General features: G+C 63.6%; 18 protein-coding genes. 9 read left to right on the forward strand and 9 right to left on the reverse strand.

Annotated features, from left to right (window positions below):
* The 3 genes from ADT71_RS34495 to ADT71_RS25380 form a co-directional block, all read right to left on the reverse strand.
* Positions 1-433: hypothetical protein (locus tag ADT71_RS34495; protein WP_231636185.1), on the reverse strand; the 433-nt coding region annotated here is incomplete at its 3' end.
* Positions 434-778: 345 nt separating this feature from the next.
* Positions 779-1,117 carry a cell division protein ZapA gene (locus ADT71_RS25375; RefSeq protein WP_054441409.1) on the reverse strand — a complete coding sequence of 113 codons (339 nt, stop codon included), beginning with the start codon at positions 1,115-1,117 and terminating at the stop codon, positions 779-781.
* Positions 1,118-1,125: 8 nt separating this feature from the next.
* Positions 1,126-1,323, reverse strand: coding sequence for a hypothetical protein (locus tag ADT71_RS25380; protein ID WP_054441412.1), 198 nt, complete (start codon positions 1,321-1,323; stop codon positions 1,126-1,128).
* Between the two features lie 232 nt (positions 1,324-1,555).
* On the opposite strand from ADT71_RS25380, the gene tkt reads away from it, so the two are divergent.
* The 5 genes from tkt to ADT71_RS25405 all read left to right on the forward strand — a co-directional run bounded on the left by tkt (position 1,556) and on the right by ADT71_RS25405 (position 8,186).
* Positions 1,556-3,544 carry a transketolase gene (tkt, locus tag ADT71_RS25385; protein ID WP_054441415.1) on the forward strand — a complete coding sequence of 663 codons (1,989 nt, stop codon included), beginning with the start codon at positions 1,556-1,558 and terminating at the stop codon, positions 3,542-3,544.
* Between the two features lie 15 nt (positions 3,545-3,559).
* Positions 3,560-4,567 (forward strand): type I glyceraldehyde-3-phosphate dehydrogenase, encoded by a 1,008-nt coding sequence (gene gap / locus ADT71_RS25390; protein ID WP_054441418.1) that lies wholly within the window; start codon positions 3,560-3,562, stop codon positions 4,565-4,567.
* Positions 4,568-4,856: 289 nt separating this feature from the next.
* The gene (gene pgk / locus ADT71_RS25395; RefSeq protein ID WP_054441420.1) at positions 4,857-6,056 is read left to right on the forward strand and encodes a phosphoglycerate kinase; all 1,200 of its coding nucleotides are present in this window, start codon (positions 4,857-4,859) and stop codon (positions 6,054-6,056) included.
* A gap of 32 nt (positions 6,057-6,088) precedes the next feature.
* Complete coding sequence (locus ADT71_RS25400) at positions 6,089-7,195, forward strand: acyltransferase (protein ID WP_054441422.1); 1,107 nt, start codon at positions 6,089-6,091, stop codon at positions 7,193-7,195.
* A gap of 79 nt (positions 7,196-7,274) precedes the next feature.
* On the forward strand, positions 7,275-8,186 hold the full coding sequence (locus ADT71_RS25405; protein WP_054441424.1) for a fructose bisphosphate aldolase: 912 nt from the start codon (positions 7,275-7,277) through the stop codon (positions 8,184-8,186).
* Between the two features lie 75 nt (positions 8,187-8,261).
* Here the strand turns inward: ADT71_RS25405 and ADT71_RS32430 are convergent, their stop codons facing one another.
* Positions 8,262-8,843, reverse strand: coding sequence for a hypothetical protein (locus ADT71_RS32430; RefSeq protein WP_197283122.1), 582 nt, complete (start codon positions 8,841-8,843; stop codon positions 8,262-8,264).
* A gap of 123 nt (positions 8,844-8,966) precedes the next feature.
* On the opposite strand from ADT71_RS32430, the gene ADT71_RS25415 reads away from it, so the two are divergent.
* Positions 8,967-9,536, forward strand: coding sequence for a hypothetical protein (locus ADT71_RS25415; protein ID WP_054441426.1), 570 nt, complete (start codon positions 8,967-8,969; stop codon positions 9,534-9,536).
* An 18-nt stretch (positions 9,537-9,554) separates the two neighbouring features.
* The gene (gene thiE / locus ADT71_RS25420; RefSeq protein WP_054441428.1) at positions 9,555-10,202 is read left to right on the forward strand and encodes a thiamine phosphate synthase; all 648 of its coding nucleotides are present in this window, start codon (positions 9,555-9,557) and stop codon (positions 10,200-10,202) included.
* Between the two features lie 68 nt (positions 10,203-10,270).
* Here thiE and ADT71_RS25425 read toward each other — a convergent pair whose 3' ends face one another.
* From ADT71_RS25425 to npdG, 5 genes are read right to left on the reverse strand one after another with little or no spacing between them, the layout of a single operon-like run.
* Entirely contained in the window at positions 10,271-11,191 is a 921-nt protein-coding gene (locus tag ADT71_RS25425; RefSeq protein WP_054441430.1) for a TIGR03619 family F420-dependent LLM class oxidoreductase, read from the reverse strand.
* Between the two features lie 55 nt (positions 11,192-11,246).
* Positions 11,247-12,104, reverse strand: a complete 858-nt coding sequence (locus ADT71_RS25430; RefSeq protein WP_054441433.1) for an SDR family NAD(P)-dependent oxidoreductase — start codon at positions 12,102-12,104, stop codon at positions 11,247-11,249.
* 14 nt (positions 12,105-12,118) lie between these two features.
* Positions 12,119-12,340 (reverse strand): hypothetical protein, encoded by a 222-nt coding sequence (locus ADT71_RS35190; RefSeq protein WP_255351693.1) that lies wholly within the window; start codon positions 12,338-12,340, stop codon positions 12,119-12,121.
* 2 nt (positions 12,341-12,342) lie between these two features.
* Positions 12,343-12,753, reverse strand: coding sequence for an NTP transferase domain-containing protein (locus ADT71_RS35195; protein WP_054441435.1), 411 nt, complete (start codon positions 12,751-12,753; stop codon positions 12,343-12,345).
* Positions 12,750-13,400, reverse strand: coding sequence for an NADPH-dependent F420 reductase (npdG, locus tag ADT71_RS25440; RefSeq protein WP_054441438.1), 651 nt, complete (start codon positions 13,398-13,400; stop codon positions 12,750-12,752). Before npdG ends, ADT71_RS35195 begins: the two co-directional genes overlap by 4 nt.
* A gap of 82 nt (positions 13,401-13,482) precedes the next feature.
* On the opposite strand from npdG, the gene cofE reads away from it, so the two are divergent.
* Both cofE and cofD read left to right on the forward strand, forming a co-directional pair.
* Positions 13,483-14,265, forward strand: coding sequence for a coenzyme F420-0:L-glutamate ligase (cofE, locus tag ADT71_RS25445; RefSeq protein ID WP_054441441.1), 783 nt, complete (start codon positions 13,483-13,485; stop codon positions 14,263-14,265).
* Positions 14,262-15,206 carry a 2-phospho-L-lactate transferase gene (cofD, locus tag ADT71_RS25450; RefSeq protein ID WP_054441443.1) on the forward strand — a complete coding sequence of 315 codons (945 nt, stop codon included), beginning with the start codon at positions 14,262-14,264 and terminating at the stop codon, positions 15,204-15,206. The genes cofE and cofD overlap by 4 nt, the downstream gene beginning before the upstream one ends.

Here is a 15,206-nt window from a genome sequence, read left to right on the forward strand (position 1 = left end):
CCCGCGAACTGCGAGCGATTTCTGCCTCGTGAGCAAGCGACTGACCGCTGAGCCTGCGCCGGCGGCCGGGCAGGATGATCCCGGCAACAGGTTCGACACGGACGAAACATTTGCGGAAATCGTCGGCCACAACCAGGTCTATGACCGGCTGTGTATCAATAGGTGAGGCTGGACGCTCGAGATTTCGAACCAAGGCGGGCGCTTGAACCGTCGTTGTGATCGACTTTTCGTGCAAAGGCCGCAAAGGGTTGCGCATTCGATAGGTATTTATGCATATCCCGCAATGAAAGCTGTGGGGTTGCTGGCAGTCTAGCATGCGTTCCAAGCCGTTTAGCTCGGCGCGCCAGCTGTACCACGGGCTGCTTCCCCGTTCAGGCTCTGGGTTCAGCGCCAGCCAGGTAGATCGAATGCGGTGGAAAAGTATGTCGGCCATTCACGAACAAAGCGCTCTCGCTCCGAGTCGGGTCAAGAGATTTGTTCTTAATATGTTCTGAAATATCGAAGCTGCCGCGCCAACAAAACAGGGCCCGAAGGCGGTTAGCCCCGGGCCCATGTTGGAATTCCAACATTGGAAATGTTGGAATTATGAGGCTAAGTCTTTGAAAAACGGTGACGGGTCCACCATGGGTCGTTTCCTAGAAATCCTCTGACGCCTCGACGTCAGGTGGGGACCATATGCGTCGGACCACGGTCCGGGCAGGGACAGCCCCCAATGGATTGCTTATAGCCTCAGGGATGTTCGAACGGCACGTGCCGGGCAGATCCCGTCACCCCTTAGTTAGGCGTTCGGCGAGCCATCCTCAAGGCGCTGCGCGAGATTTTCGACATGATCGGCAATCTTTGCGAGTTTTTCCACGAAGGCGGGCGGAAACGCGGGCTCGGCGGGAGCCGGGGGAGGGGGGGGCTGGAGCGGGGGGCGCTGGCGAAGTTCGTGCAGTTCGTCTGCCAGCATCAGTGAGGCAAACAGCAGCATGCGGGGTTCGGTCTGTCCCACGACGCCGGCATGACCGAGCTTCTCGTCGATCATCGCCGCAAGCTTCGTGACGTGAGCTTCCTCGCCGTCTGCGCAGGCGAGCATGAATTCGCGCCCGCCGATCGTAAGGGTGATGTTTGCCATGGCTGCTATCAGGACCGGCGCTGCGCGAGGAGCGCGTCGATCTCGCCGAGCGCTTCCTCCACGGTGCCGCGAAGCCTGCCATGACGGTCCTGCAGGGCGCGGGTTTGCGATACCGCACTTTCCAGCCGCGAAAGTGCGGCTTCGATCCGATCGATCGCCGTCTGGGCCGCTGCTTCGTTCGTCGCCTTGCTGGTCGCTTCGTTCATGGGCGAGTGGCTACAGTGAAAAAGCCAAAACGCAATCAATTGGCGGCCCTTGTTCACAATCCTTTCGATCAACCGAGGCGATTGTGCCACCATGTGATTGGCACACATATGTACAAGCCCCCATGTACGGGAGGCCTAAATGGACGTTAGGCGAACTTGACGGGAGACGGCCTCGCCCTAAAGGGGGTCGGCAAGTTCGAATCGTCCCATTTTCCGTTTCCGGAGCCTCACGATGACCCTTGCTGCTGACCGTCTCGCGCCGATGGCCAATGCCATCCGCGCGCTGTCGATGGACGCGGTCCAGGCGGCCAACAGTGGCCACCCCGGCATGCCCATGGGCATGGCCGATGTCGCGACCGTCCTTTTCGCCAAGTTCCTTAAGTTCGATCCCGCCGCGCCCAAGTGGGCTGACCGCGACCGCTTCGTGCTGTCGGCCGGTCACGGATCGATGCTGATCTACTCGCTGCTCCACCTGACCGGCTATGCCAGCCCGACGATGGACGACATCCGTGGCTTCCGTCAGCTGGGCTCGGTCTGCGCCGGTCACCCGGAAAACTTTCTGATCGAAGGCGTCGAATGCACCACCGGCCCGCTCGGCCAGGGTCTGGCCATGGCGGTCGGCATGGCGATGGCGGAGCGTCAGCTCAACGCCACCTTCGGCGACGATCTGGTTGATCACAAGACCTGGGTCATCGCCGGTGACGGCTGCCTCATGGAAGGCATCAACCACGAAGCCATCGGTCTTGCCGGCACGCTCAAGCTGGGCCGCCTGAAGGTGCTGTGGGACGACAACAAGATCACCATCGACGGCGACACCTCGCTGTCGACCAGCGAGGACATCCCGGCGCGCTACCGCGCTTCGGGCTGGGACGTGTTCGAGTGCGACGGTCATGACTTCGCCGACATCGAGCGCGCGCTGGCCGAGGCTGCCGCTTCGGACAAGCCGACGCTGGTCGCCTGCAAGACCGTGATCGGCAAGGGTGCCCCCAACAAGCAGGGCGGCCACGACGTTCACGGCGCTGCGCTGGGCGAGGCCGAAGTGGCCGCTGCCCGCGAATACCTGGGCTGGACCTCAGCTCCCTTCGAGGTTCCGGCGGAAATCCTGGCCGACTGGCGCTCGCTGGGTCAGGCCGGTGCCACTGCTCATGCCGACTGGTTCGGCCGCCTTGCCGCTTCCGACAAGGCTGACGAGTTCACGCGCCGCATGGCTGGCGAACTGCCGGAGACCGACGCGATCCGTGCCAAGCTGGCCGAATGGCTGGAAGGCGATTCCACCGTCGCCACCCGCAAGGCCTCGGAAAACTGGCTGAACGTGCTGGCCCCGGCGATCCCCGAGATGATCGGCGGTTCTGCCGACCTTACCGGTTCGAACAACACCAAGGCCAAGTGCCAGGAACCGTTCACGCCGGACAACTACGGCGGCCGCTACGTCTACTACGGCATCCGTGAATTCGGCATGGCCGCGGCCTTGAACGGCATGGCGCTGCATGGCGGCGTGATCCCCTATGGCGGCACCTTCCTGATCTTCTCGGACTACTGCCGCAATGCGATCCGTCTCTCGGCGCTGCAGCAGACCCGCGCGATCTATGTGCTGACTCACGATTCGATCGGCCTTGGCGAAGACGGCCCGACTCACCAGCCGGTCGAGCATGTCATGTCCATGCGCATGATCCCGAACCTTTACGTGTTCCGTCCCGCCGACGTCATCGAGACGGCGGAATGCTGGAATATCGCGCTGGAATCGCAGGACACCCCTTCGGTGCTGGCGCTTACCCGCCAGAACCTGCCGCAGCTGCGCAAGACGGGCGACATGCTCTCGGCGCGCGGCGCCTACACGCTCCGCCATGCCGAGGGCGACCGCAAGGTCATCCTCATCGCCACCGGTTCGGAAGTCGAACTGGCGGTGAAGGTGAAGGCCGAGCTGGAATCGCAGGGAATCGGCGCCGACGTGGTCTCGATGCCGTGCATGGAGCTCTTCGCCGCTCAGGACGAAGCGTACCAGCACGAGGTTCTGCCGAACGATCCGTCGATCCTGAAGGTCTCGATCGAGGCCGGCGTTACCATGGGCTGGGAGCGCTATACCGCGCAGAGCCGCAACGGCGGCCTGAATATCGGTCTGGACCGCTTCGGCGCCTCGGCTCCGGCCAAGGACCTCTTCGCTCGCTTCGGCTTCACCGTTGATGCGATCGTTCCGAAGATTCTCAATAAACTCAGCGTGTAAACAGGAGAATTGCACATGGCGACCAAGGTTGCGATCAACGGTTTCGGACGTATCGGGCGCAACGTCGCGCGCGCCATTCTCGAGCGCACGGACCACGACCTCGAACTGGTTTCGATCAACGACCTTGCCGACGCTAAGGCCAATGCCCTCCTGTTCAAGCGTGACAGCGTCCACGGTACTTTCGAAGGCACTGTGGAAGTCGACGGCACTGACCTGATCGTCAACGGCAAGCGTATCCACGTCACTGCCGAGCGCGATCCGGCCAACCTGCCGCACGCCGCGCAGGGCATCGAGATCGTCCTGGAATGCACCGGTTTCTTCACCAACAAGGAATCGGCCTCCAAGCACATCGACGCCGGCGCCAAGCGCGTTCTGGTTTCGGCCCCCGCCAAGGGCGTGGACCTCACCGTCGTTTACGGCGTGAACCACAAGGAACTGACCGCCGAGCACGTCGTCGTCTCGAACGCATCGTGCACCACCAACTGCCTGGCACCTTTCGCCAAGGTTCTGCATGAGAAGATCGGTATCGAGCGCGGTCTGATGACCACGATCCACTCGTACACCAACGACCAGAAGATCCTCGACCAGATCCACAGCGACCCGCGCCGCGCCCGCGCCGCCGCGATGAACATGATCCCGACCAGCACCGGCGCTGCCGTTGCCGTGGGCCTCGTTCTTCCGGACCTCAAGGGCAAGCTCGACGGTTCGTCGATCCGCGTGCCGACCCCGAACGTCTCGGTCGTCGACCTGACCTTCGTGCCGAAGCGCGACACGACCACCGAGGAAGTCAACGCGCTGCTCAAGGAAGCGGCCGAGGGCGAGCTCAAGGGCGTGCTTGGTTACACCGAGGAACCGCTGGTTTCGATCGACTTCAACCACGATGCGCATTCGTCGACCATCGACAGCCTTGAGACTTCGGTTCTCGAAGGCAAGCTGGTCCGCGTCCTGTCGTGGTACGATAACGAGTGGGGCTTCTCCAACCGCATGGTCGACACGGCCGGCGTGATGGCGGGCCTGCTCTGAGGACCTGATGGAGACGGGCCGTCTCGTCGGCAGCGTGCGGGAGGAGGAGCCTGTATGCGCCGGTGAAACGGCGGTCCGTCGCCCGACTGTCGCCGCGGGAGTCCATACCGGACTTTCGCGGCGCGGTGCGTCCGGAGCCCGTCTCGCGGGCCGGAACATCGAGGAATGCTCCCGGTCCTGAACCGGGAAACTGAACCGGCGCGGACCTGTACGCCGTGCCTTCGAGCGGCGGGCCCGGCGCGGGCCCGCAGGACGGCGCTATCGCCGCCGTCGAGATAAGGATCGAGCAATGAGCGCTTTCAAGACCCTTGATGACCTTGGTGACGTGACGGGGAAAGTTGCGCTCGTGCGCGTCGACCTCAACCTGCCGATGAACGACGGCGTCGTCACCGATGATACCCGCATTCGCGCCGCTGTGCCGACCGTGCTGGAACTTGCCGAAAAGGGCGCCAAGGTTCTCCTGCTCGCTCACTTCGGCCGCCCCAAGGGCGACCGCGTGCCCAGCATGTCGCTGTCGATGGTGGTCGGCGCGGTCGAGAAGGTGCTCGGCAAGGAAGTGATGTTCGTCCCAGAGATCGCCGGTGACGTGGTCAAGCAGACCGTCGGCATCCTGCGCGCCGGCGACATTGCCATTCTCGAGAATACCCGTTTCTGGAAGGGCGAGGAGAAGAACGACCCTGAACTCGTCAAGGCGATTGCCGAGAACGCGGACTTCTACGTGAACGATGCCTTTTCCGCGGCGCACCGCGCCCATGCGACGACGGAGGGCCTTGCCCACGTCCTTCCTGCCTATGCGGGCCGCTCGATGCAGGTCGAACTGGAAGCGCTCGACAAGGCGCTGGGCAGCCCGGAAAAGCCGGTTGCGGCCGTGGTCGGCGGCGCCAAGGTTTCCTCGAAGCTCGACGTGCTCAAGCACCTCGTCACGCAGGTCGATCACCTGATCATCGGCGGCGGCATGGCCAATACCTTCCTCGCCGCCAAGGGCGTGGACGTGGGCAAGTCGCTTTGCGAACATGACCTGACCGGCACTGCGACCGAGATCCTCGACGTGGCCGACAAGTCGGGCTGCACTGTCCATCTGCCTTACGAAGTGGTGGTCTCGAAGGAATTCGCCGCCAATCCGCCCAGCCTGCGCACCTGCAATGTCCACGAAGTGGCTGCTGACGAGATGATCCTCGACGTCGGCCCGCTTGCCGTGGAGGCCCTGGGTGACGTGCTCAAGACCTGCCGCACGCTCGTATGGAACGGCCCGCTCGGCGCATTCGAGACGGTTCCGTTCGATGCCGCTACCGTGGCTCTGGCCAGAACCGCGGCTGCGCTGACCCGCGAAGGTTCGCTGGTTTCGGTCGCGGGCGGCGGCGATACTGTCGCGGCACTGCATCATGCAGGCGTGGCGGACGATTTTTCGTACATTTCGACGGCAGGCGGTGCCTTCCTCGAATGGATGGAAGGCAAGGAACTTCCCGGCGTGGCCGCACTTTCGGCCTGAGCCGCCGATCTGCTGGGGGAGGGGCGGCAAGCATGAACAGATCGATGCCTGCCGCTCGTCCCGAACGGCAACTGCCCTGGCACGGCAGATATGTAACGCTTGACGGCATGCGCGGGATCGCCGCGCTTGCCGTCGCGCTGTTTCATTTCAACATTTCCCAGGCGCCGCACGGGTATGTTGCGGTGGATTTCTTCTTCGCACTGTCCGGCTTCGTGCTCTGCACGAGCTACCTGTCTCGTTGGCAGGGAGGCATGGGTACCGGCGCTTTCATGGCGAAGCGCCTCGTGCGTCTCTATCCGCTGTTCCTCGTCGGTGTGCTGCTGACGACCACGGTCGGCCTCGTACGGCACCATACCGGCGGCGATACCTCGCTGAGCCTGCCGACGATCGCCATCAGCACGGCGTTGAACGCTCTGATGCTGCCATCGCCGCTGACAGGCACGCTGTTTCCGCTCAATGTCCCGGCATGGTCACTGTTCTATGAGCTCATCGCCAATCTGGTGATGATCGTAGTGCTCTTCCGCCTTCCGCGGCTTCTGCTGCTGGTCGTCTGCCTGGCCTCGGCATGGTGGTTCGCCCCGGCGGTTCTTGAGAACGGCTCGGGCAATATCGGCGCGATCTGGAGCGAATGGTCGGTCGCGCTGGCGCGGACGCTCTACTCGTTCTGTGCCGGCATGCTCATCGCCAGGCTGCGCCAACCTGCACACCGCCCGGCGACATTGGGGGGCATCGCCTGCCTCGCCGCAATTGCGGTCATGCTGCTGGCCGACCCCCGGTGGATCGCCGTAACCCATTACGATCTGGCCTGCACGCTGTTGGTCTCACCGCTGCTTGTCTGGTTTGGATCGCGCGTGGAACCCTCGCGAAAGCTGGCTCCGGCGGCCTGGTTCGTGGGGGAGGTATCCTTCGCGCTCTATGCCGTGCACTGGGCGTTGATCGAGCCGATGCGCTATTTCAAGGATGATCTGCACTACAACGAAGTGCTGATGGCCTTCGTGTTTCTCGGTGCCTGCCTGGCCGTCGCCTGGTTCTGCGTTCGCTGGATCGACGTGCCGGCACGCACTCTGCTGTCCGATATATTGCGCCGCCGCCGGCAAGCGCGCGTCTTCGTTGGAACGGATCATCCGGCCGATGGATAGCCTTTTGCCGCAGTTGCGAAACGGAGCTTCGAAGAATAAGCCCGTTTCAGGTTGCTGATACAACTTAGGAGGAGAAACCATGGAATTTTCAGAGATGACGGCCAAAATGGCCGGCGGGAACGGTTTTATCGCCGCGCTCGACCAGAGCGGCGGTTCAACCCCGAAGGCCCTTGCGGGATACGGCATCGAGGAAGGCGCATGGTCTTCCGAGGAAGAGATGTTCGGCCTGATCCACCAGATGCGCGCGCGCATCATCGCTTCGCCTGCATTCACCGGAGACAAGGTGATCGGCGCGATCCTTTTCGAGCGGACCATGGATGGTGAAGTCACCGGCGTGCCCACTCCGCAGGCCCTGATCGCCAAGGGCGTGGTGCCTTTCATCAAGATCGACAAGGGCCTTGAAGACGAAGCCAACGGCGTGCAGCTGATGAAGCCGATGCCGACGCTGGACGCGCTGCTCGCGCGTTCAAAGGCACTGGGCGTCTACGGCACCAAGGAACGTTCGGTGATCCAGTCGGCCAATGCCGAGGGTATCGCTGCCGTAGTGAAGCAGCAGTTCGAGATCGGTCAGCAGGTGCTCTCGCACGGCATGATGCCGATCATCGAGCCCGAAGTGAACATCAAGAGCGAGACGCGCGCCGAGTGTGACACGCTGCTCCTTGCCGAGATTCTGAAGAACCTCGATGCGCTGCCGGATGGCGTGCGCGTCATGCTCAAGCTCTCGCTGCCGATCGTTCCGGGTACTTTCGATCCGCTCGTCTCGCACCCCAAGGTGCTGCGCGTCGTTGCCCTGTCGGGTGGCTACAAGCGTCCCGAAGCCTGTGCCGAACTGGCGAAGAACAAGGGCATCATCGCCAGCTTCAGCCGTGCGCTGCTTGAAGACCTGCGCTCGCAGATGAGCGATGCAGAGTTCGATGCCGCGCTGGCCGATGCCATCGACGAGATCTTCAAGGGCTCGACCCAGAAGGTGGACGCAGCAGCGGCTGCCTGATCCCGTCGCGGATTTCGCTTGAAGGGAAGGGCGGTGCCGAAAGGTGCCGCCCTTTCTCGTTGGCGCGTTCTTCTTTCAAAATCCGCCCATGAAACGGAAGCCGAACTGGTAGGCGAAGGGCGCTGGCCGGGTTCCGGCGACAGGGGCGGGGAGCGCGTCGAGAAGCTCCAGTTGTCCATCCGCGATCTGGATCGGCTGCCCAAGGGTCATCTCCACTTCGCGAGGACGGGAGCCAAGATCGATGCGAACACGAACGCGCAGACGGCCGGCCCAGACGCACTGGGTGCCTACCGCGCAGCGACTGTCTTCCAGCAAGGCCAGCGGCGTCACCCTGGGCCCATCGACATGAATCGTCTCGCCGATGCGTGTGTAGGCAAGCGGAGGGCCGCTATAGGAAGCCGGTGGAGGTGAGGGTTCCCTAGAGGGGGATAGCGGGCCGTTCGGGGCAGGCCCGCTTGGGACAAGGTCGCCCGGCGCCGTGTCCTGCGGCGTATAGAAAAACGGTTGATCCGGGCTTTCGGCAGGGGGTGCATAAGGCGAAGCTGGCGCAGGCGTAACGGATGGCGGCGCCGAACCTTCCGGAATGATGCGGCATCCGGCGATCCCGGTGGCCGTCAGGAGCAGCACAAGGGCGAGTGTCCGGGCGGGTCGTTTCATGTTCCTCCCCTTGGCGTGAACGGGTGTCCGGTTCAGAAATTGCCGCAGGTGAGACTATCGGCACGGGCTGAACCTCTCCCGAACGAATGCGCTTTTCGCGGAGACGCGGGAGCGTTAGTGTTTATGCCGATAGACGGAAAGGCAATGAAATTCTCCCAATATTGGTCTGCTATCAACGGGCCGATCAAGATCTGGCTCGCCTGCATAGTGGTGGTGTTCGTCGCACCATCCCTGTTGCCGCCTGCCGTTATCAGGCTGGTGGTGCCGCCCATCTTCTGTGCGTTGGTGGCGACCTTGCTGATCGCGTGGCTGCGTCCCCGATACGATCCCATGTTGCGACGGGCAATGGCGCTGCTCCTGGGCGAAACGGCCTGGCTCCTGATGGAGGCGGATGCGCTGCCTGCGGCCATGCTGGTCGATGTTCTCGCCGGTTTCCTGCTGCCGTTGCTTCTCGTCTGGCGGCCCTCGCGGGTTCTGGTGGCGATCATGGCCGGGGGCGTCAGCGTCGCGGCTGCCAAGGCGATGTACCTGGCCTCGACCGCGCCGGGCTGGAATACCGATACTGCGGCCGACGCCCTGCACGCGGTGATGAGGTTGACTATCCTCCTGTTCGCGGCAGGAGCGCTGGGTAGGGTGAACCGCGAACGCGACGACGCGCGCTTTGAAGAGGAACTCTTTTCCTCGGCCCCATGAAAGGCTAGGTGCGCGCATATGGAAGACATCGAACGCGAACCGACACAGCTTTACCTGATCTCGCCGCTGGACGTGGGCGGCACGTTCCCCGAACGGCTTGCCCGCGCACTCGATGCCGCGCCTGTCGCGGCGTTCCAGTTCCGGGTCAAGGACGTGGACCAGCACGAGGCTGCCCGTCTTGCAGAGCCCCTGCAGAAGATTTGCGCAGAGCGGGAGGTCGCCTTCATCGTCAACGATTCGATCAGCCTCGCCAAGCGGCTTGGAGCCGACGGCGTGCATATCGGTCAGGAAGACGGGACAGTGGAAGAGGCGCGCAATGCGCTTGGCCGCGATGCGCAGATCGGCGTGACCTGCCATGACAGCCGCCACCTCGCGATGGATGCTGGCGAAGAAGGCGCGGATTACGTGGCGTTCGGAGCATTCTTCCCGACCACTACCAAGCAGGTGAAGCATACTGCTGGGCTCGATCTGCTCGAATGGTGGCAGGGAATCTTCGAAATTCCCTGTGTGGCGATCGGCGGGATCACGCCGGAGAACTGCGGACCGCTGGTGAAGGCAGGCGCTGACTTCCTCGCGGTTTCGGGCGCGGTCTGGAACGGAGATGAAGTGGCAGCAGTAAAGGCTTTTCACGAAGCCATGTCTGCGGCGATGAAAGCCGAAGGCTGAGGGACCAGGGCAGGGGCCGGTTCCCTGCCCTTAACAGTGCCGGTGGAAGCGTGCTGGCGGCGATTTGATTAAAAATCAATCTTCGCAATAACTTCCTCGCCGAACTTCAGTGCGATGTCGCAATATTGGGCGCGTGTTTCGGCGTGGATCGTCGCACCGGAGCCATGGACTCCGAGCGACTTGAGGTTGGCATAGTGATCGAGCGCTTCCTGTGCGCTCCAGCCATCCTTCACAGCGTAAGTCGATGAGGCGATGACTTTGGGGGGCTCGGCACGGCCGACTTTTCCGCAGTGATCCGCCATGTATCCGATCGCGGCGAGGATATCGTCGTCTCCTTCGAGATTGGCGGTGCGCGCAGTGTCGGTAACGCTCTTGGGTACGAAGAACGGGTGCCAGGCGTCACCCAGTTCGACCGCGCGGCGCAGGGCCCGCTTCGAGTTGCCGCCGACCAGCAAGGGCGGGTGCGGTGTCTGTGCAGGCGTGGGCAACATGCGGTTGCCGAGCGCGGTATAGCCGGTTCCCTCGAACGTGAAATCCTCGCCGGTCCAGGCCAATTTCATCGCATTGATATATTCGTCCATGAGGTCGTTGCGGGCATCGAAATCGACACCGAGCGCCTTGTATTCAGCCTTCATGTAGCCCGCGCCGAGGCCCAGGATCACGCGCCCATTCGTGAAGTGGTCAAGCGATGACACGGCCCGGGCTGTGAGGAACGGATTGCGATAGGGCAGGACCAGGATGTTGGTCTGGAGGCGCAGTTTCGTCGTCGAGGCGCCCAGCATCGAGAGCAGGACGAACGGGTCCTGCGCATAGTGCCCTCCGGCATCTAGCCAGCGCGCTGAGGGCGCCGGGTGATCGGTGACGGTGCCGGCGTAGAAGCCCGCCGCTTCGACGGTGCGGGCGATTTCCTGGAGCGCGTCAAGGGTGCCGAATTCCTCCGGGCGATCGATATGGTCGAACGGAAGGCTGGTGCTTAATGTGAAGGTCATGCCGGAAGTTCTTTCAATCGTTGGATTTCTAGCGGCGAATTTCAGGCGATGAGTTTCAGGTATCTGCTTCGGGGGGGAGAACCCAGGTATCGTCGCGGTTGCGCACCCAGCCTCCCGAGGCCCAGGTTCCGCCGTCCACCGGAATGATCGTGCCGGTGACGTAGCTTGCCATCTGTGAGGCGAGGAACACCGCCACGCGGCCGCACTCTTCGTCGATCCCGGCACGGCCGAGCGGGATGCGGCGGCGGATCACGTCCTCCTGTTCCGCGCTGGGCTTGGGCCAGCTGGCTTCATCTACGGGGCCGGTGAACTGTCCGCGCGTACCGGGTGTTACCGTGTAATCGGGCGCTATGGCGTTCACCCGGATGCCGTGTTCGGCGAATTCCAGTGCCAGCGTGCGCGTCAGGTTGTTCACGCCGGCCTTGCAGGCGGCATAGACCGCGTATCCCGGTGCTGCGCGGGCCGCCTCGATACTGGTGACGTTGATGATGGAACCACCCCGCTCGCCCGCAATCATGACTGGCAGTGCAGCCTGCGTGGCGGCGAGGTTGGAAACAAGGTTGAGATCGATGTGGCGCCGCCAGTTCTTCTCGGCGAGATCGAGAAAGCCCCGGCGCGTTACGCCGCCTGCGTTGTTCACCAGCACATCGAGGCGCCCGAACTTCTCGGCAGCGGCGGCAATGGCGTGTTGCAGGGCCTCCACGTCCATCACGTTTCCGGGGATGCACAGCGCCTTGCGGCTGCGCGCCTCGATCATTTTGGTGAGTTGTTCGCAGCGTTCAGGCACCGCCTCGATCAAGGCGACATCGGCGCCCATGTCCGCCATGTTCAGTGCGATCGACCTGCCGATCCCGCCTCCGCCGCCGGTAACAAACACAACTTGTCCCGTAAGGTCGATGATGCCGGCGTCCACACCCGTTCTCCCGCTTATGCCAGCCGTCTTCGGCCTTTGGCGATGGGCTGCCGCAATAAGGATACGGCGCTCAACAGATGTTCAGCATCTGGCAGATCGGCGGGCTCGTCTATATCTTTTTCCAGCCCGCCGGAGAGGATCGTCTCCACGGTCAGTCCAAGTTTTTTCGTTTCATCGCAGTGTCTTGAGTAGCTTTCTTCGCCGAAGGAGAAAGGAAACCATATGGTTTCGGGCAACGTCAGCGAGAGAGCGTTGGTCCCCGTACCATGCCGATCGGGCGCCACGCCGACCACACCTGCGGGCAGGCTCGCGAGCGGTCTATGTCACCGGTTGTCAGGCAAGGGAGATCTGCGGGAAGCACCACGACGCGGTCCGGGCCGGTCGTGGCGATCGCACCAAGCGCCGATCCCAGCGCCCGGTTCAGGTCCGAGCCGGAGTCAGGCAACCTTACAAGGCCCTTGCAAAGACCGGGACGGGACGGCCCCAATATGCAGATCCGGTCGATTGCCGCGCAGGCGCGTGCGGTTGCCAGGACATGGCGGAACATCGCGCAGACGAGGGCTTCGCGCTCATCCGGAGCAAGTGCCCGGGCCAGCCTCGTCTTGCCGAGGCCCGGCGCCTTGACCGGGATGAGCGCCCAGCAGCTCACGGGACCAGCGGAGCCTGGGCAAGGTTCGTGAAGCGTATGCCCGCCCCGTCTGCCTTGTAGGTCTTGTTCATGTAAATGAGGATCGAGGTCAGAGCCTCTGCCGCCGCCGAGTTGGCCAGCGCCCCGCCGGAGAGGCCCCGAATGCCCATTCCGGGGCACAGGCCGACCACGGTGTTGCGCGCCTCCACGTCATCGCTGAAGACCAGCACATCACAATCGATAGCGTGGTCGCTGTCGAGATGGTGGGCCGAGACATTGTGGAACGCCGTGACCAGCCTTGCATCTGGCCCTAGGTGTTCGCGCGCCTGCATGGCGGCGCTGCCTTCTGCGGGAAGCTGTACGCGCATGACCTTGGGTGGGACCAGCGGCACGGTCGTGTCGACAACCACGGCATTGCCGACCGCGTCGCGGATCTGGCGCAGGGTGTCGCCCTGCGAGGCATGGGGAACGGCCACGATCACCACGTCCTTGCCGCGCGCGGCCTCGACATTTTCGGCGTGGCCGGCGGCACCCAGTTCCCCGGCCGTCACCTGTGCCTTGTCTGCCGTGCGTGAACCGATGGTCACTTCGTGACCGGCCTGGACCAGCCTGCGGGCAATGCCCTTGCCGAGAGCGCCGGTTCCGCCGATCACTGCGATCGCTGCCATTGATTATCTCTCCCGCGAATTCTTGTTCGTCATGATTGTGGTTTGCGGCGCTGCGGACGTAGACAGGCGTTCGGGAGGGCCAATGAACAGAATTCCAGAACTGACCGTGCGACCGCTGGCCGGAATGCCCATGTTCGCCGCCGGAATGTCGGTAGCGCAAGCGATTTGCTCTGCCATGGCCGCTTCCGGCGACGGGTTCCGTGACGGCGATATCTGCGTGGTGGCCCAGAAGATCGTCTCCAAGGCGGAGGGCCGCACGCGCGATCTGTCGCGCATTGCACCCGGTGCCGAGGCCGAGCGCCTTGCGCGCGATACCGGCCGCGATGCGCCGATGATGCAGGCCATTCTGGACGAGAGTTCGCACATCCTGCGAAGCAACCCCGCGGCCGTGATCGCTTGCCATCGCACCGGGCATGTCCTTGCCAATGCAGGCATCGACGCATCGAACGTGGAAGGGGGAGACGCCGGCCGGGTTCTGCTCTGGCCGCTGGACCCCGATGGCTCCGCACGAGCCTTGCGCAGCGCATTGCAGGCAGAGAATGGCGTCAGGATCGGCGTCGTGATCGCGGATTCGATGGGCCGCGCCTGGCGGATCGGAACGCTGGGCACGGCGATCGGCTGCGCCGGGATAGCCGTGCTGGAAGACCGGCGGGGGCGGGCCACGGACCTTTATGGACGAACCTTGCAGGCAACGGTGATCGGTATTGCGGATTCGCTCGCCGCGATGGCTGGGCTGGCCATGGGCGAGGGTGACGAAGGCACGCCTGTCGCCCTTGTGCGCGGCGGCGCGCGCTGGGTGACGGACGAGGACGGGCCGGGCGCGGCGAGCGGGCTGAGACCCATGGAGCAGGACATGTTCCGATGAGCGGGCGTCATGTCCTTGCGCTTTCCGGCGGTGTCGGCGGGGCCAAGCTGGCGGCCGGCCTGGCTGCGGTCATGGATCCATCCGAGCTCACCATCGCCGTGAACACGGGCGACGATTTCGAACACCTGGGCCTGACCATCTGCCCCGACATCGATTCCGTCATCTATGCGCTTGCCGGTCTCAACGACATCCAGCGCGGATGGGGCGTCAAGGATGAGACATGGCAGGCCATGGCCATGCTGCGCGCCATGGGTGAGGAGGACTGGTTCAATCTCGGCGATCGCGACGTCGCGATGCATCTGGCGCGGAGCTGGCGTTTGCGCGCGGGTGAAAGCCTTTCAGACGTGACTGCGCGGCTTGCCGGCGAACTGGGCATCGCCCACGCGATCGTTCCGATGAGCGACGGGCCGGTGCGCACCCAGGTTCGCACGGTGGCGGGATGGACGGACTTCCAGCGGTGGTTCGTCGGCGAGCAATGTGGCCCGGCTGTCTCCGCGATCCGTTTCGAGGGTGTGCCGGGCGCGTTGCCTTCGCCCGGTCTGGCCGCGGCGCTGGGCCGTGAGGACCTGGCGGCAATCGTGATTTGTCCCTCGAATCCGTACCTCAGCGTCGATCCGATCCTTGCCGTTGACGGTATTCGCGAAGCGGTTGCGGCGCGGCGCGTGCCGCTGATCGCAGTCTCGCCGCTGGTAGGCGGTGCTGCCGTGAAAGGGCCGCTGGCGAAGTTGCTGGCCGGGATGGGGCGGGCAGTTGGCAATGCGGCCATCGCTGATCACTACGGCGATCTTCTCGACCACCTCTTGATCGACCATGCCGATGAGGCCGATGTCTCTGGTTTGCAGGCGCGGGGGCTTCAGGTCACCGTGACGAAGACAATGATGCGCGAAGCCGCCGACAGGACAAGGCTCGCGCAGGAGGTGCTTGCCCTCGCAGGTGCCTGA

It is taken from the genome of Novosphingobium sp. ST904 (assembly GCF_001298105.1).
In the GTDB taxonomy this organism is placed as follows: domain Bacteria; phylum Pseudomonadota; class Alphaproteobacteria; order Sphingomonadales; family Sphingomonadaceae; genus Novosphingobium.

Bases quoted from the DNA above. Each gene is read 5' to 3' on its own strand.
- ADT71_RS25375 (WP_054441409.1), bottom strand. From the start codon at position 1,117: ATGGCAAACATCACCCTTACGATCGGCGGGCGCGAATTCATGCTCGCC.
- ADT71_RS25380 (WP_054441412.1), bottom strand. From the start codon at position 1,323: ATGAACGAAGCGACCAGCAAGGCGACGAACGAAGCAGCGGCCCAGACG.
- tkt (WP_054441415.1), top strand. From the start codon at position 1,556: ATGACCCTTGCTGCTGACCGTCTCGCGCCGATGGCCAATGCCATCCGC.
- gap (WP_054441418.1), top strand. From the start codon at position 3,560: ATGGCGACCAAGGTTGCGATCAACGGTTTCGGACGTATCGGGCGCAAC.
- pgk (WP_054441420.1), top strand. From the start codon at position 4,857: ATGAGCGCTTTCAAGACCCTTGATGACCTTGGTGACGTGACGGGGAAA.
- ADT71_RS25400 (WP_054441422.1), top strand. From the start codon at position 6,089: ATGAACAGATCGATGCCTGCCGCTCGTCCCGAACGGCAACTGCCCTGG.
- ADT71_RS25405 (WP_054441424.1), top strand. From the start codon at position 7,275: ATGGAATTTTCAGAGATGACGGCCAAAATGGCCGGCGGGAACGGTTTT.
- ADT71_RS32430 (WP_197283122.1), bottom strand. From the start codon at position 8,843: ATGAAACGACCCGCCCGGACACTCGCCCTTGTGCTGCTCCTGACGGCC.
- ADT71_RS25415 (WP_054441426.1), top strand. From the start codon at position 8,967: ATGCCGATAGACGGAAAGGCAATGAAATTCTCCCAATATTGGTCTGCT.
- thiE (WP_054441428.1), top strand. From the start codon at position 9,555: ATGGAAGACATCGAACGCGAACCGACACAGCTTTACCTGATCTCGCCG.
- ADT71_RS25425 (WP_054441430.1), bottom strand. From the start codon at position 11,191: ATGACCTTCACATTAAGCACCAGCCTTCCGTTCGACCATATCGATCGC.
- npdG (WP_054441438.1), bottom strand. From the start codon at position 13,400: ATGGCAGCGATCGCAGTGATCGGCGGAACCGGCGCTCTCGGCAAGGGC.
- cofE (WP_054441441.1), top strand. From the start codon at position 13,483: ATGAACAGAATTCCAGAACTGACCGTGCGACCGCTGGCCGGAATGCCC.
- cofD (WP_054441443.1), top strand. From the start codon at position 14,262: ATGAGCGGGCGTCATGTCCTTGCGCTTTCCGGCGGTGTCGGCGGGGCC.